23 protein-coding genes and 1 pseudogene are annotated in these 19,895 nt (G+C 71.0%); 12 read left to right on the forward strand and 12 right to left on the reverse strand.

The window, feature by feature from the left end:
- The first annotated feature begins 9 nt into the window (after positions 1-9).
- Positions 10-756, forward strand: a complete 747-nt coding sequence (locus ACIHAD_RS29390) for a nucleotidyltransferase domain-containing protein (protein WP_397357865.1) — start codon at positions 10-12, stop codon at positions 754-756.
- A 101-nt stretch (positions 757-857) separates the two neighbouring features.
- Positions 858-1,496 (forward strand): maleylpyruvate isomerase N-terminal domain-containing protein, encoded by a 639-nt coding sequence (locus tag ACIHAD_RS29395; RefSeq protein ID WP_397357866.1) that lies wholly within the window; start codon positions 858-860, stop codon positions 1,494-1,496.
- A 28-nt stretch (positions 1,497-1,524) separates the two neighbouring features.
- Here ACIHAD_RS29395 and ACIHAD_RS29400 read toward each other — a convergent pair whose 3' ends face one another.
- Positions 1,525-2,097, reverse strand: coding sequence for a TetR/AcrR family transcriptional regulator (locus ACIHAD_RS29400; protein WP_397357868.1), 573 nt, complete (start codon positions 2,095-2,097; stop codon positions 1,525-1,527).
- A 73-nt stretch (positions 2,098-2,170) separates the two neighbouring features.
- Between ACIHAD_RS29400 and ACIHAD_RS29405 the strand changes: the two genes are divergently transcribed.
- Together ACIHAD_RS29405 and ACIHAD_RS29410 are read left to right on the forward strand one after the other, a co-directional pair.
- Complete coding sequence (locus ACIHAD_RS29405; RefSeq protein ID WP_397357869.1) at positions 2,171-3,346, forward strand: FAD-dependent monooxygenase; 1,176 nt, start codon at positions 2,171-2,173, stop codon at positions 3,344-3,346.
- Positions 3,347-3,406: 60 nt separating this feature from the next.
- Positions 3,407-4,231: an NAD(P)H-binding protein gene (locus tag ACIHAD_RS29410; protein WP_397357870.1), complete on the forward strand. Its 825-nt coding sequence runs from the start codon at positions 3,407-3,409 to the stop codon at positions 4,229-4,231.
- 1 nt (position 4,232) lies between these two features.
- On the opposite strand, the gene ACIHAD_RS29415 is transcribed toward ACIHAD_RS29410, so the two are convergent.
- Genes ACIHAD_RS29415 through ACIHAD_RS29435 form a run of 5 tightly spaced genes read right to left on the reverse strand, consistent with a single transcriptional unit; the run spans position 4,233 to position 9,961 of the window.
- Entirely contained in the window at positions 4,233-5,237 is a 1,005-nt protein-coding gene (locus ACIHAD_RS29415; RefSeq protein WP_397357871.1) for an ABC transporter ATP-binding protein, read from the reverse strand.
- Complete coding sequence (locus tag ACIHAD_RS29420) at positions 5,234-6,214, reverse strand: ABC transporter ATP-binding protein (RefSeq protein ID WP_397357872.1); 981 nt, start codon at positions 6,212-6,214, stop codon at positions 5,234-5,236. Before ACIHAD_RS29420 ends, ACIHAD_RS29415 begins: the two co-directional genes overlap by 4 nt.
- The gene (locus ACIHAD_RS29425; protein ID WP_397357873.1) at positions 6,211-7,092 is read right to left on the reverse strand and encodes an ABC transporter permease; all 882 of its coding nucleotides are present in this window, start codon (positions 7,090-7,092) and stop codon (positions 6,211-6,213) included. Before ACIHAD_RS29425 ends, ACIHAD_RS29420 begins: the two co-directional genes overlap by 4 nt.
- Entirely contained in the window at positions 7,089-8,144 is a 1,056-nt protein-coding gene (locus ACIHAD_RS29430) for an ABC transporter permease (RefSeq protein WP_397357874.1), read from the reverse strand. Before ACIHAD_RS29430 ends, ACIHAD_RS29425 begins: the two co-directional genes overlap by 4 nt.
- Complete coding sequence (locus ACIHAD_RS29435; RefSeq protein WP_397357875.1) at positions 8,141-9,961, reverse strand: ABC transporter substrate-binding protein; 1,821 nt, start codon at positions 9,959-9,961, stop codon at positions 8,141-8,143. Before ACIHAD_RS29435 ends, ACIHAD_RS29430 begins: the two co-directional genes overlap by 4 nt.
- Positions 9,962-10,108: 147 nt before the next feature.
- Here ACIHAD_RS29435 and ACIHAD_RS29440 point away from each other — a divergent pair, with 147 nt between their 5' ends.
- Complete coding sequence (locus tag ACIHAD_RS29440) at positions 10,109-10,462, forward strand: DUF2809 domain-containing protein (RefSeq protein WP_397357876.1); 354 nt, start codon at positions 10,109-10,111, stop codon at positions 10,460-10,462.
- A 25-nt stretch (positions 10,463-10,487) separates the two neighbouring features.
- Here ACIHAD_RS29440 and ACIHAD_RS29445 read toward each other — a convergent pair whose 3' ends face one another.
- Positions 10,488-10,748 carry a heavy-metal-associated domain-containing protein gene (locus ACIHAD_RS29445; RefSeq protein ID WP_397357877.1) on the reverse strand — a complete coding sequence of 87 codons (261 nt, stop codon included), beginning with the start codon at positions 10,746-10,748 and terminating at the stop codon, positions 10,488-10,490.
- A 111-nt stretch (positions 10,749-10,859) separates the two neighbouring features.
- Between ACIHAD_RS29445 and ACIHAD_RS29450 the strand changes: the two genes are divergently transcribed.
- Entirely contained in the window at positions 10,860-11,405 is a 546-nt protein-coding gene (locus tag ACIHAD_RS29450) for a type 1 glutamine amidotransferase domain-containing protein (protein WP_397357878.1), read from the forward strand.
- Between the two features lie 75 nt (positions 11,406-11,480).
- Here the strand turns inward: ACIHAD_RS29450 and ACIHAD_RS29455 are convergent, their stop codons facing one another.
- Positions 11,481-12,038, reverse strand: a complete 558-nt coding sequence (locus ACIHAD_RS29455) for a TetR/AcrR family transcriptional regulator (protein WP_397357879.1) — start codon at positions 12,036-12,038, stop codon at positions 11,481-11,483.
- Between the two features lie 90 nt (positions 12,039-12,128).
- On the opposite strand from ACIHAD_RS29455, the gene ACIHAD_RS29460 reads away from it, so the two are divergent.
- The 4 genes from ACIHAD_RS29460 (at position 12,129) to ACIHAD_RS29475 (ending at position 16,176) form a co-directional block, all read left to right on the forward strand.
- Positions 12,129-13,049, forward strand: coding sequence for a zinc-binding dehydrogenase (locus tag ACIHAD_RS29460; RefSeq protein ID WP_397357880.1), 921 nt, complete (start codon positions 12,129-12,131; stop codon positions 13,047-13,049).
- Between the two features lie 97 nt (positions 13,050-13,146).
- Positions 13,147-14,676 (forward strand): amino acid permease, encoded by a 1,530-nt coding sequence (locus tag ACIHAD_RS29465; RefSeq protein WP_397357881.1) that lies wholly within the window; start codon positions 13,147-13,149, stop codon positions 14,674-14,676.
- A 116-nt stretch (positions 14,677-14,792) separates the two neighbouring features.
- Positions 14,793-15,629: an alpha/beta fold hydrolase gene (locus ACIHAD_RS29470; protein ID WP_397357882.1), complete on the forward strand. Its 837-nt coding sequence runs from the start codon at positions 14,793-14,795 to the stop codon at positions 15,627-15,629.
- Positions 15,622-16,176: a TetR/AcrR family transcriptional regulator gene (locus ACIHAD_RS29475; protein WP_397357883.1), complete on the forward strand. Its 555-nt coding sequence runs from the start codon at positions 15,622-15,624 to the stop codon at positions 16,174-16,176. Before ACIHAD_RS29470 ends, ACIHAD_RS29475 begins: the two co-directional genes overlap by 8 nt.
- Positions 16,177-16,180: 4 nt before the next feature.
- Here ACIHAD_RS29475 and lipB read toward each other — a convergent pair whose 3' ends face one another.
- On the reverse strand, positions 16,181-16,816 hold the full coding sequence (gene lipB / locus ACIHAD_RS29480) for a lipoyl(octanoyl) transferase LipB (protein ID WP_397357884.1): 636 nt from the start codon (positions 16,814-16,816) through the stop codon (positions 16,181-16,183).
- A 118-nt stretch (positions 16,817-16,934) separates the two neighbouring features.
- On the opposite strand from lipB, the pseudogene ACIHAD_RS29485 reads away from it, so the two are divergent.
- A pseudogene (locus tag ACIHAD_RS29485) lies at positions 16,935-17,321 on the forward strand (FAD-dependent monooxygenase); the annotation flags it as partial.
- Here ACIHAD_RS29485 and ACIHAD_RS29490 read toward each other — a convergent pair.
- From ACIHAD_RS29490 to ACIHAD_RS29500, 3 genes are all read right to left on the reverse strand, one after another.
- Positions 17,309-17,497 carry a PspC domain-containing protein gene (locus tag ACIHAD_RS29490; RefSeq protein ID WP_352355709.1) on the reverse strand — a complete coding sequence of 63 codons (189 nt, stop codon included), beginning with the start codon at positions 17,495-17,497 and terminating at the stop codon, positions 17,309-17,311. The pseudogene ACIHAD_RS29485 and the gene ACIHAD_RS29490 overlap by 13 nt on opposite strands.
- A 62-nt stretch (positions 17,498-17,559) precedes the next feature.
- A complete protein-coding gene (locus ACIHAD_RS29495; protein WP_397357885.1) occupies positions 17,560-18,069 on the reverse strand; it encodes an HAD domain-containing protein in 510 nt (169 codons plus the stop codon).
- A complete protein-coding gene (locus ACIHAD_RS29500; protein WP_397357886.1) occupies positions 18,066-18,986 on the reverse strand; it encodes an AraC family transcriptional regulator in 921 nt (306 codons plus the stop codon). Before ACIHAD_RS29500 ends, ACIHAD_RS29495 begins: the two co-directional genes overlap by 4 nt.
- Positions 18,987-19,061: 75 nt before the next feature.
- On the opposite strand from ACIHAD_RS29500, the gene ACIHAD_RS29505 reads away from it, so the two are divergent.
- A complete protein-coding gene (locus tag ACIHAD_RS29505; RefSeq protein ID WP_397357887.1) occupies positions 19,062-19,874 on the forward strand; it encodes an NmrA family NAD(P)-binding protein in 813 nt (270 codons plus the stop codon).
- Positions 19,875-19,895 lie beyond the last annotated feature (21 nt).

A 19,895-nucleotide genomic window follows, 5' to 3' on the forward strand; every position in this document is an offset into this window, starting at 1 on the left:
GTGGACATCATGCATGCGGCCACAGACGTCCTGCTCCGGCGGTTCCGTGACGGCGTGGGGGAGGTCGTGCCCCTGGTGTCACTGTGGGCGCACGGCTCGCTCGGCGCCGGTGACTACCAGCCGGGCCGCAGCGACCTCGACCTGATCGCGGTCGTCGAGACACCGGTCACGATGGAGCAGTGGCGCCGGATCAAGGGACTGCACCGGGGGCTCGACCTGCCGCTCGCCGACCGGCTCCACTGTTCCTACCTGCCGCTGGAGGAGCTGGCCGACCTGCGGGTCGAGCACGTGACGTGGGCCCACGAGCAGATCTTCCGGCGTCCGGTGACGGCGGTGACCCGCCGCGAGCTGCACACGGCCCCCCTCGTGCTGCACGGGCCGCCGCCCGCCGAGTTGCTGCCGTCCGTCTCCGACGCCGTCCTGGCCGACTTCGTCCGTACGGACCTGCGCGAGTTCTGGCTGGACAAGACCCGAGGGCGCCGGCGCTGGCTGCGGGACGTCTGGGTGGACCTCGGCCTGCTGACCGTCGCCAGGGCCTCGGTCACGCTGCGGGAGGGCCGGTTGATCACCAAGCGGGAGGCTCTGGACGTGCTGGCCGGGATGGGCGCGCCGGAGCTCGTGCTGGCCGACGTGCGCGCCCGCCGGTACGACACACCGCCTCCCGTGCTGAGCCGCTTCAGAAGGGGCAGGCTGACCAGGGCCTTCGTCAGGACGGCCATCGCAAAGGTGCTGGCGGAAGGCCACGACCAGAGCTGAGGACGCCCCCGTCTCAGTGGGCAGGACGGCCGCCCCCCGGCGGATCGCCGGGGGATAGTCTTGGCCCCGAGTTACCACCTGAACCGGGGAAAGGGCGGCATATGGGGGAGATCAGGCAGTCCTATCTGGTGGCCGCGGCGTCGGCGATGTCGCTGCTGCACGACCCGGCCGTACGGGCGGCGTGGGACAAGCCGAGCGCGCTGACCGAGTTCAGCGTCGCGGGCCTGGCCGGGCACCTGGCCCACCAGATCGTCAGGGTCGTCGACGTGCTCGACACCGGCGAGCAGCCCGGGGAGCCGATCCCGCTCATCGAGCACTACACGAGGTCGCCGTGGGTGCAGGCCGGCCTCGACCACGAGAGCAACGTCAGCGTCCGGCGGGGCGGCCAGGCGGCCTCCGCCGACGGGCACGCCGCACTGGTCGAGCGCACGCAGGCGCTGCTGGACCGGCTGCTCGCCGAGCTGCCCGCCGAGCCGGAGGACCGGGTCGTGCGGCTGCCGTGGGCGGGCTGGTCGCTGCGGCTGGACGACTTCCTGCTCACCCGGGTGATGGAGCTGGTCGTGCACTCCGACGACCTGGCCGCGAGCGTGGGCGTCGAGACGCCGGAGCTGCCGCCGGCGGTCATCGAGCCCGTCGTGGAGCTGCTGGCCCGCCTGGCGGTGCACCGGCACGGCGCGACGGCCGTCATCCGCACCCTCAGCAGGGCCGAGCGCGCCCCTGCCACGATAAGCGCCTTCTGACCCTCTCCCCCGGGCGCGGCGGGCCGTCCTACGACCCGCCGCCCACCAGCCGCAGCGCCTCGGCCACCTCGCGCCCCGACAGCGCGCTGTCCGGGTCGAGCAGCCACTGTGCCAGGAAGCCCGTCAACATGGCCTGGTACAGCGAGCCCACCAGCCGGGCCCGTTCCGGGTCGGTCTCGGCCCGCACGCCCTGGAACAGCTCGGCGAGCCCCTCGCGCGCGTCCTTGATCCCCAGGACGAGCTGTTCACGCACCTCGGGCAGGTGATCGATCTGCCCGAGCAGCTCAAGCTGGGTGATCCAGAGCGGGCGCAGCCGGTCGAACGACTCCACCACCCGGTCCCACGCCGCCTCGAACCGCTCCAGCGGTGACGCGCCGTCCTCGACGTCGGCGGTGAGCGTCCGCGCCAGGTCGTCGCCCCATTCCTTCATCACCTCGAACAGCACCTCGTTCATCAGCGCGTCCTTGGACTTGAAGTGGTAGCCGATGCCCGCGAGGCTCACGCCCGACGCGTTGGCGATGTCGCGCGCGGTGGTACGCGTGTAGCCCTTCTCGATCAGGCAACGCTTCGCCCCGGCCAGCAGGTCTTCCCTGTTTCCCATGCCCAGACCGTAACACAAGCGTCTGAAAAATCTGTCCTAGACAAGCGTCTGAGACATGTGTACCGTTCAGGGCATGAAGAACGTCCTGATCTCCGGCGCGAGCATCGCCGGCACCTCGCTGGCCTACTGGCTGCGCCGCCACGGCTTCACCGTCACCGTCGTCGAGCGCGCCCCCGCCATCCGTACGGGCGGCTACAAGGTCGACATCCGCGGCGCCGCCCTCGACGTGATCAAGCGCATGGGCATGCTGGACGCGGTCACCGCCCGCGCCACCGGCATGCGCGTCGCCACCCACTACGACCGCAAGGGCCGGCCGCTGGCCACCATGGACGCCGCCCTGTTCGGCGGGCGCGAGGGCGACGACGTCGAGATCATGCGCGGCGAGCTCAACGAACTCCTGTACGACCTGACCCGCGACGACGCCGAATACCTCTTCGGCGACTCCGTCACCGACGTCTCCGACGACGGCCTGGTCACCTTCGAGCACGCCGCGCCGCGCCGGTTCGACCTGATCGTGGGCGCGGACGGCATGCGCTCCAACATCCGCAGGATCGCCTTCGGGCAGGACGACCGGTTCGTCCGCGACCTGGGCTACTACGTCTCGATCTCCACCGTCCCCAACACCCTCGGCCTGGACCGCGAGGAGGCCGTCCACGCCGCCCCCGGCCGGACCGCCAACGTCTACAGCACGGGGCGGAACGGCGCCGCCAAGGCCCTGTTCATGTGGGCGTCGCAGCCGCTGCCCTACGACCACCGCGACGTCGGCCGCCAGAAGGACCTGCTGACCGAGGCCATGGCGGGGGTCGAATGGGAGGTGCCCGCGCTGCTCGGCGCGGTGCGCGAGGCCGACGACTTCTACTTCGACTCGGTCAGCCAGGTACACATGGACCACTGGTCGAAGGGCCGGGTCGTGCTGCTCGGGGACGCCGCGTACTGCGCCTCGCCGGCCTCGGGGCAGGGCACGAGCCTGGCGATCGTGGGCGCGTACGTGCTGGCGGGCGAGCTGGCCCGGGGCGACGGCGCGGCGGGCTACGAGCGGGAGATGCGCGAGTTCGTCCGGGTCAACCAGGAGCTCGGCCCGGCGAACGTCAGGGGCATGGTGATCGGCTCACGCCTGGCGCTGTGGTTCCAGCTCAGGATGCTCAAGCTGCTGCCGCACCTGCCGGGCAAGGACAAGGTCATCGAGCGCGTCGCCGGGGCGATCCACCGCGCGGCCGTGGCGATCCGGCTCAAGAACTACACGGAATGAAGTGTTCCGTTCTGCTATATTAAGAGCAGAACATTCCGTTCCGCAGAAGTGGGGTTCAAGATGACCATCCTCGTCACCGGTGCCACCGGAACCGTCGGCCGTCTCGTCGTCGAGGAGCTCCTCCTGGCCGGGCAGCAGGTCCGCGCCCTGACCAGGAACCCCGCCAAGGCCGCACTCCCCGAGGGCGTCGAGGTCGTCGGCGGGGACCTCGCCGAGCCCGCCTCCCTGGCCGCCGCATTCGAGGGCGTCACCGCGGTGCACTTCATCAACTTCGCCGGCGATGACTACGCGCCGCTCCCCGACGGCGCCGGGCTCGCCGAGCTGGCCGTCAAGGCGGGCGCGCGCCGGGTCACCGTGCTCGGCGGGCGCGAGGACGGCGAGCTGGAGCAGGCGCTCGCCGCCACCGACTTGGAATGGACGCTGCTCCACCCGGTCGAGTTCATGGCCAACACGCTCCAGTGGTGGGCGCACACGATCAGGACCGAAGGCGTCATCAAGGAGCCGTTCGGCGACCGGCTGAGCGCTCTGGTGCACGAGCGCGACATCGCCGCGGTGGCCGTCGAGGTCCTGGCCGAGGGCGGGCACGGCGGCAGGACGTACGTGCTGACCGGCCCCCGCGCGATCACCCTCAAGGAGAAGGTCGCCATCCTGGGCGAGGCCATCGGCAAGGACGTCGAGTTCGTCGAGCTCACCGTGGACGAGGCGCGGGCCAAGTGGCGCGCCGACGGCATGGGCGAGCAGACCGTCGAGTTCCTGGTCGGCGCGCTGGGCGACACGCCGGAGGTCGGCTACACGGTCGTCCCGACCGTCCGGGAGATCACCGGCCGGGACGCGCGTGACTTCGCCGAGTGGGCGCGCGAGCACGCCGAGGCGTTCCGCGGGTGACCTACCCGGTGACCGCCGCGTAGTGGCAGGCGGCCTGGGCATCGGGAACCGCGGGCAGGATGCTCAGCGCCTGCGACCGGCAGGCCGCGTCCACGCCCGCCTCCGCCGCCCCGCCGGAGGCGAGCACGTGGCAGCGGGGATGGAACCGGCAGCCACCCGGCACCCTGGTCGGGTCCGGCGGCTCGCCGGTCAGCACGATCCGCTCGGGCGACTCCGGCAGCACCGACATCAGCGCCTGCGTGTACGGATGCCGCGGCGCCGTCAGCACCTGCTCGACCGGCCCGGACTCGACGATCCGGCCCAGGTACATGACCGCGACCCGGTCGGCGATGTTCCAGGCCAGGCCGAGGTCATGGGTGACGACCAGGGCCGACAGGCCGAGATCGGCCTTCAGCTTGAGCATCAGCGCCAGGATCTCGCCGCGTACGGAGGCGTCGAGCGAGGCCACGGGCTCGTCGGCGATCAGCACCTTCGGGTTCAGCGCGAGCGCGCCGGCGATCACGACCCGCTGCCGCTGCCCGCCGGACAGCTCGTGCGGGTAACGCAGGAAGAAGCGCTCGGGCGGTCGCAGCCCGGCCCTGGACAGGGCCGAGGCCACGATCTCCTCCTCGTCGGGCAGGCCGTGGATGCGCGGCCCCTCGGCGACCGCCTCGTAGACGGTCTGGCGGGGGTTGAGCGACCCCATCGGGTCCTGGAGGACGAGCTGGACCTGTCGGCGGTAGGACTTGAGCGCCCTGGAGCCGTAGTGCAGCGGGGAACCGTCGAAGCGGACCTCGCCGGACGTGGGGCGTTCGAGGCCGAGCAGCGTGCGGGCCAGGGTGGTCTTGCCGCAGCCCGACTCGCCGACCAGGGCCACGATCTCGCCCTGGCCGATCGCCAGGTTGACGCCGTCGACGGCGCGGGCGCTGCGGCCCCGGGAGGAGAACGCGACGTGCAGGTCACGGGCCTCCAGCAGCGCGCCCTTGCCCGTCGAGACGGTCTCGGCGGCGGTCTGCGTCTCGGTCATGAAGCCTCGACCTCCTCCTTGGAACGTACGTGCACGCAGGCGGCGGCGTGGCGGGGACCGGCGGGCCACAGCTCGACGTCGAGAGCCGCGCATTCCTCCAGCGCGACCGGGCAGCGCGGGTGGAACGCGCAGCCGGTCGGGAGCTGCATCGGGTCCGGCGGGTCGCCGCCGAGCCCCTTGGGGGCCAGCCGCGAGACCGGGTCGCCCACGGTCGGGAACGCGGCCGCCAGGGCCCGGCTGTAGGGGTGCCGGGCGTCGTGGAACACCTCGCGGGAGGGGCCGTGCTCGACCACGCGGCCGGCGTACATGACCGCGAGCTGGTCGCAGACGTCGGCCAGGACCGACAGGTCGTGCGAGATCATGATCAGGGAGATGCCGTGCTCGGCGATCAGCTCCTTGATCAGCGTCAGGACCTGCGCCTGGACCATCACGTCGAGCGCGGTGGTCGGCTCGTCGGCGATGATCAGGCGCGGCGAGCAGGCCAGCGCCATCGCGATCATCACGCGCTGACGCTGACCGCCGGACAGCTCGTGCGGGTAGCTGCGGGCCCGCCAGGCGGGCAGGCCGACCTGTTCGAGCAGCTCGCCGACGCGCTTGCGGGCGCCGTCCGGCTTGGCCAGGCCGTGAACGAGCAGCGGCTCGGCGATCTGCTCGCCGATCCTGCGCACGGGGTTGAGTCCGTGCTGCGCGCCCTGGAACACGATCGAGGCCTCGGCCCAGCGCACGGCCCGCATGCGCCCCCACTTCATGGCGAGGACGTCGTCGCCGTCGAGCAGGATCCGGCCGCCGACGCGCGTGCTCTTGGGCAGGAGCCTGAGCAGCGCCATGGCCAGCGTCGACTTGCCGGACCCCGACTCGCCGGCGACTCCGAGTGCCGCTCCGGAGTCGAGGGTCAGCGACACGCCGCGCACCGCGGGCACCTCGCCCGACGCGATGCGGTAGGTCACCGACAGGTCGTCCAGTTCGAGGAGACTCATGCCGCCCTCCTGAGCCTTGGGTTCAGCACGGCCTCCAGCGCCCGGCCCACCAGGGTGAACGCCATGACGACCACGAGGATGGCCAGACCGGGGAGGATGATGTACCACCACGCGCCCTCGTTGGCCGCGCCGTAGTCGTAGGAGCCGCGCAGCATGGTGCCCCACGAGGTCTTGTTCGCGCTGGCGCCGAGGAAGGCCAGCGTGGACTCGGTGACGATCGCGCTGGCCACCTCCAGCGTCGTGCTGGCCAGCAGCAGCGGCGCCACGTTGGGCAGCACGTGCCGGGTGGTGATGTGCCAGTGGCCGCCGCCGAGCGCCTTGGAACGTTCGATGTAGGGCCGGGCCTCGACGGCGAAGGTCTGGGCCCTGATCAGCCGGGCCGTGGACGGCCAGGTGGTGACCCCGATCGCCATGATGATGGTGAACGTGCTGCCGCCGAGGATCGCCGCCAGCACCAGCGCGGTCACCAGCGAGGGCAGCACCAGGAACCAGTCGGTGACCCGCATCAGCGCGCCGCCGACCCAGCCGCCGAAGTGCCCGGCGGCGATGCCGATGACCATGCCGATCACGATGCTGAGCAGCGCGGCGAGGAAGCCGATGAGCAGCGAGGCGCGCGACCCCCACCAGATCATCAGCAGGATCGACCGGCCCGACTCGTCGGTGCCGAAGGGGAAGGCCAGGCTGGGGGCGTCGAACTCCTTGCCCGGCGCGTCGATGACGCTCGTCACGCCCTCGTCGATGAACAGCGGCGCGATCAGCGCGAGCACCACCGCGACCAGCAGGATGACCGTCCCGGTCACCCCCGCGCGATGCCGGCGGAAGTCGGTCCAGAAGTTGCTCAGCGCCTGCCGCCTGCGCGTGGCAGCGACACTCGTCATGCCGACCTCACCCTCGGGTCGAGAACGTGGTAGAGCACGTCGGCCAGCGTGTTCATGAGGATCACGGCCACGGTGATGAGCATGAACGTGCCCTGCATGAGCGTGAAGTCGGGGACCCGGACGGCCCGGTAGAACAGCTGCCCGAGGCCGGGCCAGGTGTAGATCGTCTCCACGGTGACCGCGCCGCCGACCACGAAGCCGATGCGCATGAAGACCAGCGTCACCGTGGGCAGCAGGGCGTTGGGCACCGCGTGGCGGCGGCGTACCTCGTCGTCGCGCAGGCCCTTGGCGCGGGCCACGGTGATGTAGTCCTGGCTGACCTCCTCCAGCAGCGACGACCTCATGACCAGGAGGTACTGGGCGTAGATCACGGCCACGAGGGTCAGGCACGGCAGCACCATGTGCGAGGCCACGTCGAGCACGTACGCGAACCCGTCGGGCGCGTCGACGCTCTCGATGCCGCGGAAGGGCAAGATGCCGGGGATCGGGCCGATGCCGACGCCGAGCACCATCATCAGCAGCAGGCCGAGCCAGAACGTCGGCACCGACCACAGCACCAGCGACAAACCGGTGGAGAAGCGGTCGAACCGGCTCCCCCGCTGCCAGCCCGCCCTGGTGCCCTGCCAGAGGCCCAGGCTGACCGCGATGACCAGACCGGTCCCGGCCAGCAGCAGCGTCGGGCCGATGCGCTCGCCGATGAGGTCGAGCACCGGCCGCTTGTACTCGTACGACGTGCCCAGGTCGAGCCTGAGCGTCTTGCCGACGAAGTCGAAGAACTGGTCGAGCACCGGCTTGTCGAGCCCGAGCCGGTGACGTTCCATGTCGAGCTGCGCCGGGGTCATGTTGCGGCCCTGCGCCAGGTTCCGCACCGGATCTCCGGGCAGCAGGCGGAAGACGAAGAACGTCCCGACGATCACCGCGGCGATGCTGAACAGCGCCCCGCCTGCCTTCGACAACGCGTACTTCAGCGTGCCGTGGCGAGCGGGGCGGTCCTCACCAGGGCCCGCCGCCTGGACGGCGGCGGGCTCTGCTGCTTCGAGCGGTGTTGTCATTCGCGCTCGTCCGCGACGCTCTTGCGCCGCCTGGTCAGGAAGAAGGCCACGAGGCCGATGACGACCACGCCGCCGACCACGCCGACGATGAGACCGGTGTTGGAGCCGGAGTCGCCGCCCGCGCCGGAGCCGCCCGCCGCGCTCGCCTTGACGTCGGCCGTGTAGAACGGCCAGTAGCCGCTGCCGCCGTACAGCAGGCCCTTGTCCTCGGGGATCGGGGTGATGCTGGTGATCCGGTCCTTGCGGTAACCCTCAAGGTCGTTGGGGTAGTAGATCGCGATCACGGGGGCGTCGGTGTAGAGCCGCTGCTCCATCTGCTTGATGAGCTCGGCGCGCTTGGGGCGGTCGAGCTCCTTGAGCTGCTCCTGGTAGAGCTTCTCGAAGGTCGGGTCGCAGTAGAACGACTCGGTGCCGCCGCCCTCGCCGCCCGGCGCCGGCCTGCGGCTGCACAGGTGGGTGGCCAGGATCTCCTCGGGGTCGGGGTTGACCGACCAGCCGCTGATCGCGATGTCGAACAGCGCCGTGACGCCGGTCTCCTCGGTGAACTTGCTGGAGTCGAGCTTCTGGGTGGTCAGCGTGATGCCGACCTCCTTGAAGAAGCCGGTCAGGTACTCGGCGAGCTTGTCCTCGACCGGCGTGTCGGTGTGGATGCTGAAGCGGAACTCCAGCTTGCGCTTGCCGTCGGGCATCGTGCGGACGCCGTCGGCGCCCTTCTTGTAGCCGGCGTCGTCGAGGATCTTGTTCGCCTTGGCCACGTCGTAGGTGACCTTCTCCTCGCCCGTGGCCTCCCAGAAGAAGTCCTTGAACATGGGCGGGATGATCGAGCCGTCGGCCGGCTTGGCCAGACCGCCCTGCACCTCGTCGACCAGCTTCTGCTTGTCGATGGCGTAGTGGATCGCCTGGCGCACCTTCGGGTCCTTCAGCGCCGGGTGGCCGTCGCCGATGGGCTTGTTGTCGGTGGTGGTGGCGCCGTGGTTGATCTGCAGGTAAGCGGCCCGGCGGCCCTGGGTGTTCCACGCCTCGATGTTCGCGTCGTTCTCGATGGCCTGGAACTCCGGCGGCGTCATACGGCCGAGCAGGTCGATGTCGCCCTTCTTGAGCCCGGCGATGGCGGCCTGCGGGTTGTCGTAGAAGATGAACTGGAGTTCGTCGACCTTCGGCTTGCCCCGCCAGTAGTTGGGGTTGGCCTGAAGCTTGACGTACTGGTCCTTCTTGTGCTCGACCGCGATGTACGGGCCGCTGCCGACGGTCGGGTACGTCTCCGCCTCGTAGTTGGCCATGTCGGTGACCTTCTCCCACACATGCTTGGGCATGATCGGGACCGGGTTCTCCAGCATGGACGCCTGCGGGGCCTTGGTCTTGATGACCAGGTCCTGGCCGTTGGCGGTGACGGTCTCGAAGTTCTCCACGGCGGGCCCGTTGGCCGTCTTGGCCGCCTCGTCCGTCATCATCTTGTTGAACGTCCAGGCGGCGTCCTCGGCCGTCACCGGCTGGCCGTCGGACCACTTGGTGTTACGGATCTTGAACGTCCACGTGAGCCCGTCGTCGGACGTCGTCCACGACTCGGCCAGGTCGGGGCTGGGCTGGAGCGTCTTGGAGTCAGGGACGGTGAGGAAGCCGTACATCGTGCGCTGGATCGCGGTGGAGACCAGCCGGACCGCCAGGAACGGGTTCATGGAGTCCATCGCCTGGGTGGCGCCGACGCGAAGGATCTTCTTCCCCGCCGCAGGTTCCTGGGCCTGGGCCGCCGTGGCTCCTTGGCCGGCCACTAACAGCGCGACGCCCAGCACAGCCAGGCGTGCGAACCATTTCCTCATGATGCCTCACCTTCAGGCGGGGGATTTCCTGTGTAGACGAAGGCACACCATACGGAGACCGCGTGTCAACGAGTGGCGGAAAATTGTTTCATTCTCGTTTCCTTTTGCGGTGTAAATTTTCAGTAGCCTTGGTACTACCGTGATCGGGTGCCCCGCCTGCCCGTTCTCCTCGCCGCCGTCGCGACCGTCGTGGCCGGTCTCGGCGTCCGGCTGCTGTGGGACGGGCCCGTGCCCAAATACGCGGGTGACGCGCTCTACACCGTACTGATCTACGCGCTCGTCGTCCTGGCCCTGCCGCGCGTGCGGCCCTGGGTGGCCGCGGTGGGGTCGGGCGGGCTGAGCTGGGCGATCGAGTTCGCCCAGCTCGGCGAGATGCCGGCAGTCCTGCGGCCACTGCTGGGCAGCACCTTCAACCCGCCCGACCTGCTCTGGTACGCCGTCGGCGCGGCCACCGCCTGTGCCGCGCACACCCTGTTGAGCTCCCGGCGCCGATCACCCTGAGGGGTCAGCCGATCGCCCTGAAGGGTCAGTGGCAGCCGCCCGAGCCGCAGCACGACCCGGCCTGCGGCAGCAACTCCCTGCCGCCGCCCAGCTCGTAGCCGGCCTCGACCACGGCCGACTCGATGACGGCCGGGTCGATCGGCGCGCTGCTGGTCACGACCATCTCCTTGGCCGCGAGGTCCACCTCGACGACCTGGACGCCCTCGACCTTGCCGACCTCGGCCCGCACCGAGCCGACGCAGTGGCCACAGGTCATGCCCTCGACCTGGTACGCGGTGATCACCATGTCCGAACTCCTCACTTCTCCCGGCTTCGCGGCCACTCTATACCCCGTGGGGGTAAGTACGCATACTTCCTGATCGTCCGGATAGGGGGGAGGAAAACGAAGGGGACCGTCATGTTGAACGGCAAGACCATCGCGTTCCTGGTCGCTCCGGAAGGGGTCGAGCAGGTGGAGCTCACCGAGCCGTGGAAGGCGGTCAAGCAGGCCGGCGGCACGCCCCGGCTGGTCTCCACGTCCTCGGGGCGGATCCAGGCGTTCAACCATCTGGACAAGGCCGACACCTTCGCCGTGGACGCCACGGTGGACGACGCCGACCCCGGCGACTTCGACGCCCTGCTGCTCCCCGGCGGTGTCGCCAACCCCGACTTCCTGCGTACGGCGCCGGAGGCCGTCCGGTTCGCGCGCGCCTTCTTCGACGCCGGCAAGCCGGTGGCCGCCATCTGCCACGCCCCCTGGACGCTGGTCGAGGCGGACGTCGTCCGCGGGCGTACGCTCACGTCCTGGCCGAGCCTCCGGACCGACCTGCGCAACGCGGGCGCGACCTGGAAGGACCAGGAGGTCGTGGTCTGCACGGACGGCCCGAACACCCTGGTCACCAGCCGCAAGCCGGACGACCTCAAGGCCTTCTGCCAGGCCGCGACGGACGCCTTCTCGGCCTAGCGACCCGAAGCTGCCCCGCGACCACGTCAACCTTTCGTCGGGCCTTCTCGGCGACCTCAGCCCCTCGGTGGCCCCTCAGCCGCGCAGCAGGGCCTCGGCGACGCCGCGCACCGAGGCCCTGAGCCGGTCGGCCCCGCCCTCGGCCATGACGTGCCGGGCGAGGTCGGCGTCGAAGGAGGCCAGGAGGGTGTGCGCGGCGAACCCGGCGTCGAGCCCCGGCGCCGCCGCCGCGACCAGCGCCGTCACGTGGGCGTGCCAGCGCAGATAGGTGGGGTCGTGGTATTTGTCGGCCGCGCAGGCCCGTTCGTGCGCGGCGAACAGCGCCAGGTTGCGCTCGGCCAGCCCGGCCAGCTCGTCCAGGAACGCCAGCAGCCGATCCCGGGGCGGCGCACCCGGGCCGAGCGGCGAACCGGGCGACTCGATGGCCTCGGCCAGGGCGGCGGCCCGCTCGGCCAGCAGCTCCTGGAACAGGCCGGTCCTGCTGCCGAAGCGGCGGAACAGCGTGCCCTTGCCCACCCCCGCCGCCGCGGCCACCCGGTCGAGCGAGATGTGCTCGGCGCCGTGGGCGGCCAGGAGCTCTTCGGCGGCCCGCAGGATCGCCTCCCTGTTGCGGGTCGCGTCTGATCGCACCACGGCCCCTCCCTTGCAAGCGGACTGTCGGTCCCCATAGTATCCCGGCAACGAAGCGGACCGTCGGTCCGCATGGTTGCGAGAGGACTCTTCATGCGCGCATTGGTGGTCGGCCCCGGGGCCGTGGGGCGGCTCGCCGACGTTCCCGGGCCCGTTCCGGGGGCCGGGCAGGCGCTCGTCGAGGTGCACCGGACGTCGGTCAACTTCAGCGAGCTGCGGCACATGGACCGCCTGCCGGAGGGCACGGTCCTCGGCTACGACGCCGCCGGGGTGGTGCTGCGCCCCGCCGCGGACGGCACGGGCCCGGCCGAGGGCACGCGGGTGGCGGCGTTCGGGGCGGGGGCGTGGGCGGAGCGGGCGGCGTTCGACACCGATGCGCTCGCCGTGGTGCCCGACGGGGTGGACCTGGCGGTGGCCGGGGCCCTGCCGATGTCCGGCCTGACCGCGCTGCGCTCAGTGCGCGCCGCCGGCGTCTCCCTCGGTTCGCGCGTGCTCGTGACGGGGGCGTCGGGGTCGGTGGGCAGGCTCGCCGCGCAGCTCGCCCGGCTGGCCGGGGCGCACGTCGTCGCCTCGGTGAGCAGCCCGGACCGCGCCCGCGACCTGGCCCTCGGCGCGGGCGTGGAGGTCGTGACCGGCCTGGACGGCGTGGCCCCTGTGGACGTCGTCATCGAGGTGGTCGGCGGCCCGACCCTGGTGGCGGCATGGGGCCTGCTCAAGCCGGGCGGCGACCTCCAGAGCGTCGGCTGGGCCTGCGGGCAGCCGGCCGTCTTCCCGCCCGGCTCGACCTTCTCCCTCGGCCCGGCCCGATCCATGAGCTCGTTCGGCGACGCCGACTCCCCCGGCCCCGACCTGGCCTTCCTGCTCGGCCTGGTCGCGGCGGGGAATCTGTCCGTCGAGATCGGCCGGCGCGTGCCGTGGGAACGCCTGGAGGAGGCCGCCGCGGCCCAGCTCGACCGCACGCTCACCGGCAAGGTCGTGCTGGACGTCGGCCCGGCGGGACACGTTCATTCCTGACCACATCGAAACTCATCTGTCACGCCTTGTCCCACGGGGAGAAATGGTCTAGACCTAGACCAAACAGAGCGTCCTCCGCGCCCCCCAGGGAGACCTCATGTCACTCGAAGAGGATTCCAGGCGACTCGCCGAGCTCGGCTACAAGCAGGAGCTGGCCCGGACCTGGAGCGGCTTCTCCAACTTCGCGATCTCCTTCTCCATCATCTCGATCCTCGCCGGCTGCTTCACGACCTTCGGGCAGGCCTGGAACAACGGCGGCCCCATCGCCATCTCGTGGGGCTGGCCGCTGATCTCCGCGTTCATCCTGATCATCGGTTTCTGCATGTCGGAGCTGGTCTCGGCGTTCCCGACGGCGGGCGGCATCTACTGGTGGGCCGCCACCATGGGCAAGCCGATCCACGGCTGGTTCACCGGCTGGCTCAACCTGATCGGCCTCATCGCGGTCACCGCGTCGGTCGACTACGGCTGCGCCACGTTCCTCAACATCACGATCAGCCGCCTGACCGGCGGCGCCTGGGAGGGCACGCTCCCCCAGGCGTTCCTGCTGTTCGTGATCATCCTCATCCTGCACGCGCTCATCAACATCTTCAGCCACCGGCTCATCTCGCTGCTGCAGAACATCAGCGTGTGGTGGCACGTCGCGGGCGCGGTCGTCATCGTCGCGATCCTGGTCTTCGCGCCGTCCGACCACCAGTCGCTCGGCTTCGTGTTCGGCGGCACGATCAACAACTCCGGCTTCGGCGACGGCGACGGCGGCCTGCCCTTCTGGCTGTACGTGCTCCCGCTCGGCTTCCTGCTCACCCAGTACACGATCACCGGGTTCGACGCCTGCGCCCACGTGTCGGAGGAGACGCAGGGCGCCGCCAGGACGGCCGCCCGCGGCCTGTGGCAGTCGATCTTCTACTCGGCGATCGGCGGCTGGATCCTGCTGCTGGCCTTCCTGTTCGCCGCGACGAACGTGGACGAGATCAACAAGCAGTCCGGCTTCGTCGGCGCCATCTTCGAGACCGCGCTCTCCTCCCCGCTGGCCACGGCGATCTTCGCGATCTCCACGATCGGCCAGTTCTTCTGCGGGATGAGCTGCGTGACCTCGATGTCGCGCATGACGTACGCGTTCTCGCGCGACGGCGCGGTGCCCGGATGGCGGCTGTGGTCGAAGGTGGACCGCAACCGCACCCCGGTCAACGCGATCCTCGCCGGCTGCCTCATCGCCGCCCTGATCACCCTGCCCGCCCTGTACGCCCCGGCCGGCTCGACGACCCCGGTCGCCTTCTACGCCGTCGTGTCGATCGCGGTCATCGGCCTCTACCTGGCCTTCCTCATCCCGATCTGGCTGCGCCTGCGCATGGGCGACGCCTTCAGGCCCGGCCCGTGGACGCTGGGCCGCAAGTACCGGGTGCTGGGCTGGATCGCCTGCGTCGAGATCGTCATCGTGTCGATCTACTTCATCATGCCGTTCTCACCGGCCGGCGTGCCGGGCAACAAGGACTTCACGTGGACGTCGGTCAACTACGCGCCGATCGCGGTCGGGGTCGTGCTGATCGGCATCTGGTTGTGGTGGGCCCTGTCGGCCAGGCACTGGTTCACCGGCCCGCGCCGCACGATCGACGAGGTCCCGACCCCCTGACTCTCCCCTCGGCGGGCGGGCACGGCTGGTCCAGCCGTGCCCGCCTTTCGGTGTTGACAGCCATTGGCTAAAGAGTTTAGCTTTAGGGCTATAAGAGTTAGCCGAAGGGGTTGGGCATGACTGAGTTCCTGAAGGTCGAAGACGGACAGCTCGCCTACGACGTGACCGGCGAAGGGCCGCTGGTGGTGCTGACGCCCGGCATGGGCAACGGGCGGCGGGCGTTCAGATTCCTGGTGCCGGAGCTGGTGGCGGCGGGTTTCCGGGTGGCGACCACCGACCTGCGCGGTCACGGCGAGTCCAGCCGCGACTGGCCCTCCTACACCCGCACCGACGTCGCGGGCGACATCCTCGCGCTGGTCCGCCACCTGGGCGGCCCCGCGATCCTGGTGGGCCACTCGTTCGCGGGCGGGGCCGTCACGATCGCCGCCGCGCAGGCGCCCGAGCTGGTCAGCTCCGTGGTGGAGATCGGCCCGTTCACCCGGGCCCAGAAGATCGACGGCGGTGGCCTGCTGCGCAACGCCCGCCACCGCAAGGGGGTCATGCTGCTGCTCGGCACGGCGCTCCTGCGCAGCCTCGGGCTGTGGAAGAAGTACCTCGACCACGCCATGCCCGGCGTCAAGCCCGCCGACCACGCCGAGTACATCGCGGCGCTCGAAGCAGACCTGCGCCGGCCCGGCCGGATGGCCGTGGTCTCCAAGATGGGCCAGTCCGCCCCCACCGACGCCGGGGCCAGGCTTCCCGACCTGACCCGTGACGTGCTGGTCGTGATGGGCACGCTCGACCCCGACTGGGCCGACCCGCGCGCCGAGGCGGAGGGCATCGTGGCCGCCATGCCCGCCGGGCGCGGCCGGGTCGCCATGATCGAGGGCGCGGGCCACTACCCGCACGCCCAGTTCCCGGCGCAGGTGGCCGCCGCGGTGCTGTCGTTCGTCAAGGAGCCCGTGCGTGGCTAGGGCGGCGCTGTCCCAGGACGCCGTGATCGGCCTGGCGGTGAGCCTGGTGGACGAGAACGGCCCCGAGGCCCTGACGCTCTCGGCCCTGGCGGCCCGGGCCGGGGTCGCGACGCCCTCGCTGTACAAGCACGTGCGCAACCTGGCCGAGCTGCGCGAGCTGCTGTCGGTGCGGATCGCCGACGAGATCTCCGACGAACTGGGCCAGGCGGTGCTGGGCCTTTCGCGCGAGGAGGCCGTCGGCGCGCTCATGGACGCCTGGCGCGCCTACGTCACCCGCCACCCGCACCGCTACGCGATGGTCATCCAGCAGCCGCACCCCGGCATGCGGGCGGCGGGCGAGCGCCTGATGGGCATCATGCTCGCGGCACTGCGCGGCTACGGGCGGGCCGGCTCCGACGCGATCCACGCGGCCCGCTGCCTGCGCGCGGCGGCACACGGGTTCGCGGTGCTGGAGGCGTCGGGCGCGTTCGGCCTGCCCGAGCTGCTCGACGAGAGCTACGACCTGCTCAAGCACATGGTCGTGGCCGGGCTGACCACCCCCCGCTGACGGGTCAGGACGCCTCGAAGGCGGCGGCGACGGCCGCCCGCACGTTGTCCATGGTGATGTCGCCCAGCTCGCGCTTGAGCGAGGTCATGTCCACGTCGGGCATGCCGCAGGCCACCGCCCAGTTCCAGGGCGTGAGGTCGCCGTCGACGTTGAGCGCGAACCCGTGGCTGGTGACGCCTCTGCTCTGGCGCATGCCGATCGAGATGATCTTGCGGCCGGTCGCGGACGTCCAGACGCCGGTCAGCAGCTCCGAGCCCGGCGGGGTGTCGCGCCGCTCGGCGGGCAGGCCGAGCTTGCCCAGCGCCTCGACCAGGCGCAGCTCCACCTCGCGCACGTAGTCGACGATGCCCTGGTCGTCGCCGAGCTTGACGATGAGATAGCCGACGAGCTGGCCGGGACCGTGGTAGGTGAGCTGCCCGCCGCGCCCGGTCTCCAGCACGGGGATGCCGCGCGAGGGGTCGGGCAGGTGCTCGGCCGGGGTGCGCCGGCCGACGGTGTAGACCGGCGGGTGGCTGAGCAGCCAGAGCGTGTCCGGCCGTTCGTCCCGCTGGCGCTGCCCGACGAGGTCGGTCATGCGCTCCATCGCCGTGTCGTAGTCGACGAGATCGTCCTGGACGAGTGTCAGCGGCCTTGCCCTCATCCTTCGAGGATAAGACGCATCCCGGACACCAGCGCACGCAGCCCGAACTCGAAGTCGCCGTCGGGGTCCTCCTCCGGCCGCGCGTCGAGCGGCACGGCGGGGCCGCTGCGACGGCGGCCGGAGCGCGGTGCGCAGGCTGGCCGGGATCGCCTTCCCCGGCACCCCCGCCACCCTGGCCGCCTACGTCGGGGACGTCACGGTCACCGGCGGCACGCCGACCGGCTGGGTCCGCACCGGCCACGGCCTGTTCCAGTGGCCGTTCGTCCGGCCCGACGGCTCGACCAGGATCCTGACCGTCGACTACGGCCGGGTGCACAAGGACAGGGACGCGCCCGTGACGATCGAGGAGTTCTCGGCGAGCGTGCGCCGGCACCTCGGGGACGCCGCGCCCGGGATCACCGGGGCGACCTGGTTGTCCCGCTTCTCCGACGCGGCCAGGCAGGCCGAGCGCTACCGGGCCGGCCGCGCTCACGCGGTGGTTCGGCGGACGCGTCAGTGGGAGTAGCCCCTCGGCTCCTCCGGGATGAGGATCCACATGGCGACGTAGACCACCCAGAGCGGCCCCGGGATGAGCGAGAGCAGCAACCAGAGGATCCGGACGAGAGTGGGGGGCAGGCCCATCTTGTCGGCGAGCCCGCCGCAGACGCCGGCCAGAATCCTGTGCTCCCTTGAGCGGTACATGCTGTTCCTCCGTGTCGTGATGACCTACCGGTAAAACGGACAGCAGTGCCGCCGATATCCCGCTAGGGACCCTGAGAAAACCCTGTAAGGGTCAGCCACTCATGTGCCATGCCCAGATGTTCCCTGGTCAGTCCATGTCTGGGGTCGACGTGGATCAAGAGGAAATTCTCCAGACCCTGATGCACCCTGAGGTACTCCTCGTCCTGCGCCCACACCTGGTCGTCGAACCACACGAACGGCCGCCGCCCGGCGTACGCGGCGACGTGCGGCGTCTTGAACATCTCGCCGTGCTCGGTCCGGGGCCGGTCGTGGTCCATGGTGATGACCGGGAGCGCGGGCAGGCCGATCCTGGGGGCGATCCACTCGTTGGCGTGGTGCTCCCAGGTGGTGGCCCAGACCAGCTCGGCGCCCGTGGACAGGGCCAGGTCGAGGAGCCTGCGGCCGTGCCGGGGGTCGAGGTGCACGGTGTAGACCTCGGTGCCGATCGTGCAGCGGTAACGCCGGTAGTCGGACGTGGGGATGCCCATCGGGTTGAGCACGCCGTCGACGTCGAGCAGCAGGAGCGGTTTCACCTCACCGCTCCGGTCCGGTGTTCCTGGGGGCTGACCCCGCGTACGCGCTTGAAGGCCGCGCTGAGCGCGAACGGGCTGCCGTAGCCGACCCTCCTGGCCACCGAGCCGATCGTGGCGTCGGGCTCGCGCAGCAGGTCGGCGGCGAGCGCCAGGCGCCAGTCGGTGAGGAAGGACATCGGCGGCTCTCCGACCAGGTCGGTGAACCGCCTGGCCAGCGCCGCCCTGGAGACCCCCACCTCGGCGGCGAGCGCGGCGACCGTCCAGGGATGGGCGGGGTTGTTGTGCAACATCCGCATGGCCCTGCCCACGATCGGGTCGCCCATCGCGCGGTACCAGGCGGGCGCCTCGTGGGTGGCGAACCACGACCGCAGCACCGCGATCAGCAGCAGGTCGAGCAGCCGGTCGAGCACCGCGGACTGGCCGGGGTCGTCCTTGACGATCTCGGCGCCGAGCAGCGAGATGATCGGGCCGCCGGGCTGCACGAGCAGCGGGGGCAGCGCGTCCAGCAGCCGCCTGCTGACCTCGCCCTCCATCGTGTACGTGCCGGTGATCAGCACGGTGCCGCCCTCGGCGTCGTTACCCCAGGTGCGCACGCCGAGGTCCATCGACTGGTACAGCGACTCGCCGTCGACGGTGGTGCAGCGCTGGCCGGGGTGGATGACGATCTGCGGCGCGGTGCCGGGGGCGTCGGCCACCACGTACGGCTCCGGCCCCCGCAGGATGGCCACCCGGCCGGGGTCGAGGCGGGCCGGCTCGCCCTTGTCCGGCAGCACCCACGCCTCACCGGACACCAGCGCCACGAGCGTGAGCGGGGCCTCGTCCTGGATGCGCATCGACCACGGCGGGTCGAGGATCGACCGGAGCAGGAAGGCGCTCCGCGCTCTCGGTCCGTCGAGCAATGCCGCGAGCTGATCCATGGGCTAGACGATCGCATATGGCAACGCGCTTCTCAACCATGGAGAGTCTTATCGGTATGACGGCTTACTAGATGCATGACGATTTTGGTTCTGGGCGGAACCGGTAAGACCGGCCGCCGTGTCGCCGACCGGCTCACCTCTCTCGGCCTTCCCGTGCGGATCGGCTCCCGTTCGGCCGGCCCGTCCTTCGACTGGGCGGACCGCTCCACCTGGGCGGCCGCGCTCGACGGCGTCGAGGCCGTGTACGTGTCCTACTACCCCGACCTGGCGCTGCCCGGCGCGTACGAGGACGTCCGGGAGCTCACCCGGCTCGCCGCGGAGGCCGGGGTGCGGCGGCTGGTGCTGCTGTCGGGCCGGGGCGAGCCGGGCGCCGAGGCGAGCGAGCGGACCGTGCGGGACTCCGGCCTCGACTGGACGATCGTCCGCTGCGGCTGGTTCATGCAGAACTTCAGCGAGGGCTTCCTCTTCGACCAGGTCCTCGACGGCGTGCTGGCGATCCCGGTGGCCGACGTGCCCGAGCCGTTCGTGGACGCCGACGACATCGCCGACGTGGCCGTGGCCGCCCTCACCCAGGACGGGCACGCGGGCCGCCTGTACGAGCTGACCGGCCCGAGGCTGCTGACGTTCGCCGACGCGGCGGCCGAGCTGTCGCGGGCCACGGGCCGCACGATCACCTCGATCCAGGTCACGCCGCAGGAGTACGTGGCCGGGGCGGTGGCGGCGGGCGTGCCGATCGGGGAGGCCGAGGGCCTGACCGGGCTGTTCACCGAGGTGCTGGACGGCCGCAACGCCCACCTGGCGGACGGCGTCCGGGAGGCGCTCGGCCGTCCGGCCCGCGACTTCGCCGACTACGCCGCGGCCAACGCGACGGTGTGGGCCGGACGCTGAGAGCGGGCCGGCTCCGGCCGG

Source organism: Nonomuraea sp. NPDC052265 (assembly GCF_044547985.1).
In the GTDB taxonomy this organism is placed as follows: domain Bacteria; phylum Actinomycetota; class Actinomycetes; order Streptosporangiales; family Streptosporangiaceae; genus Nonomuraea.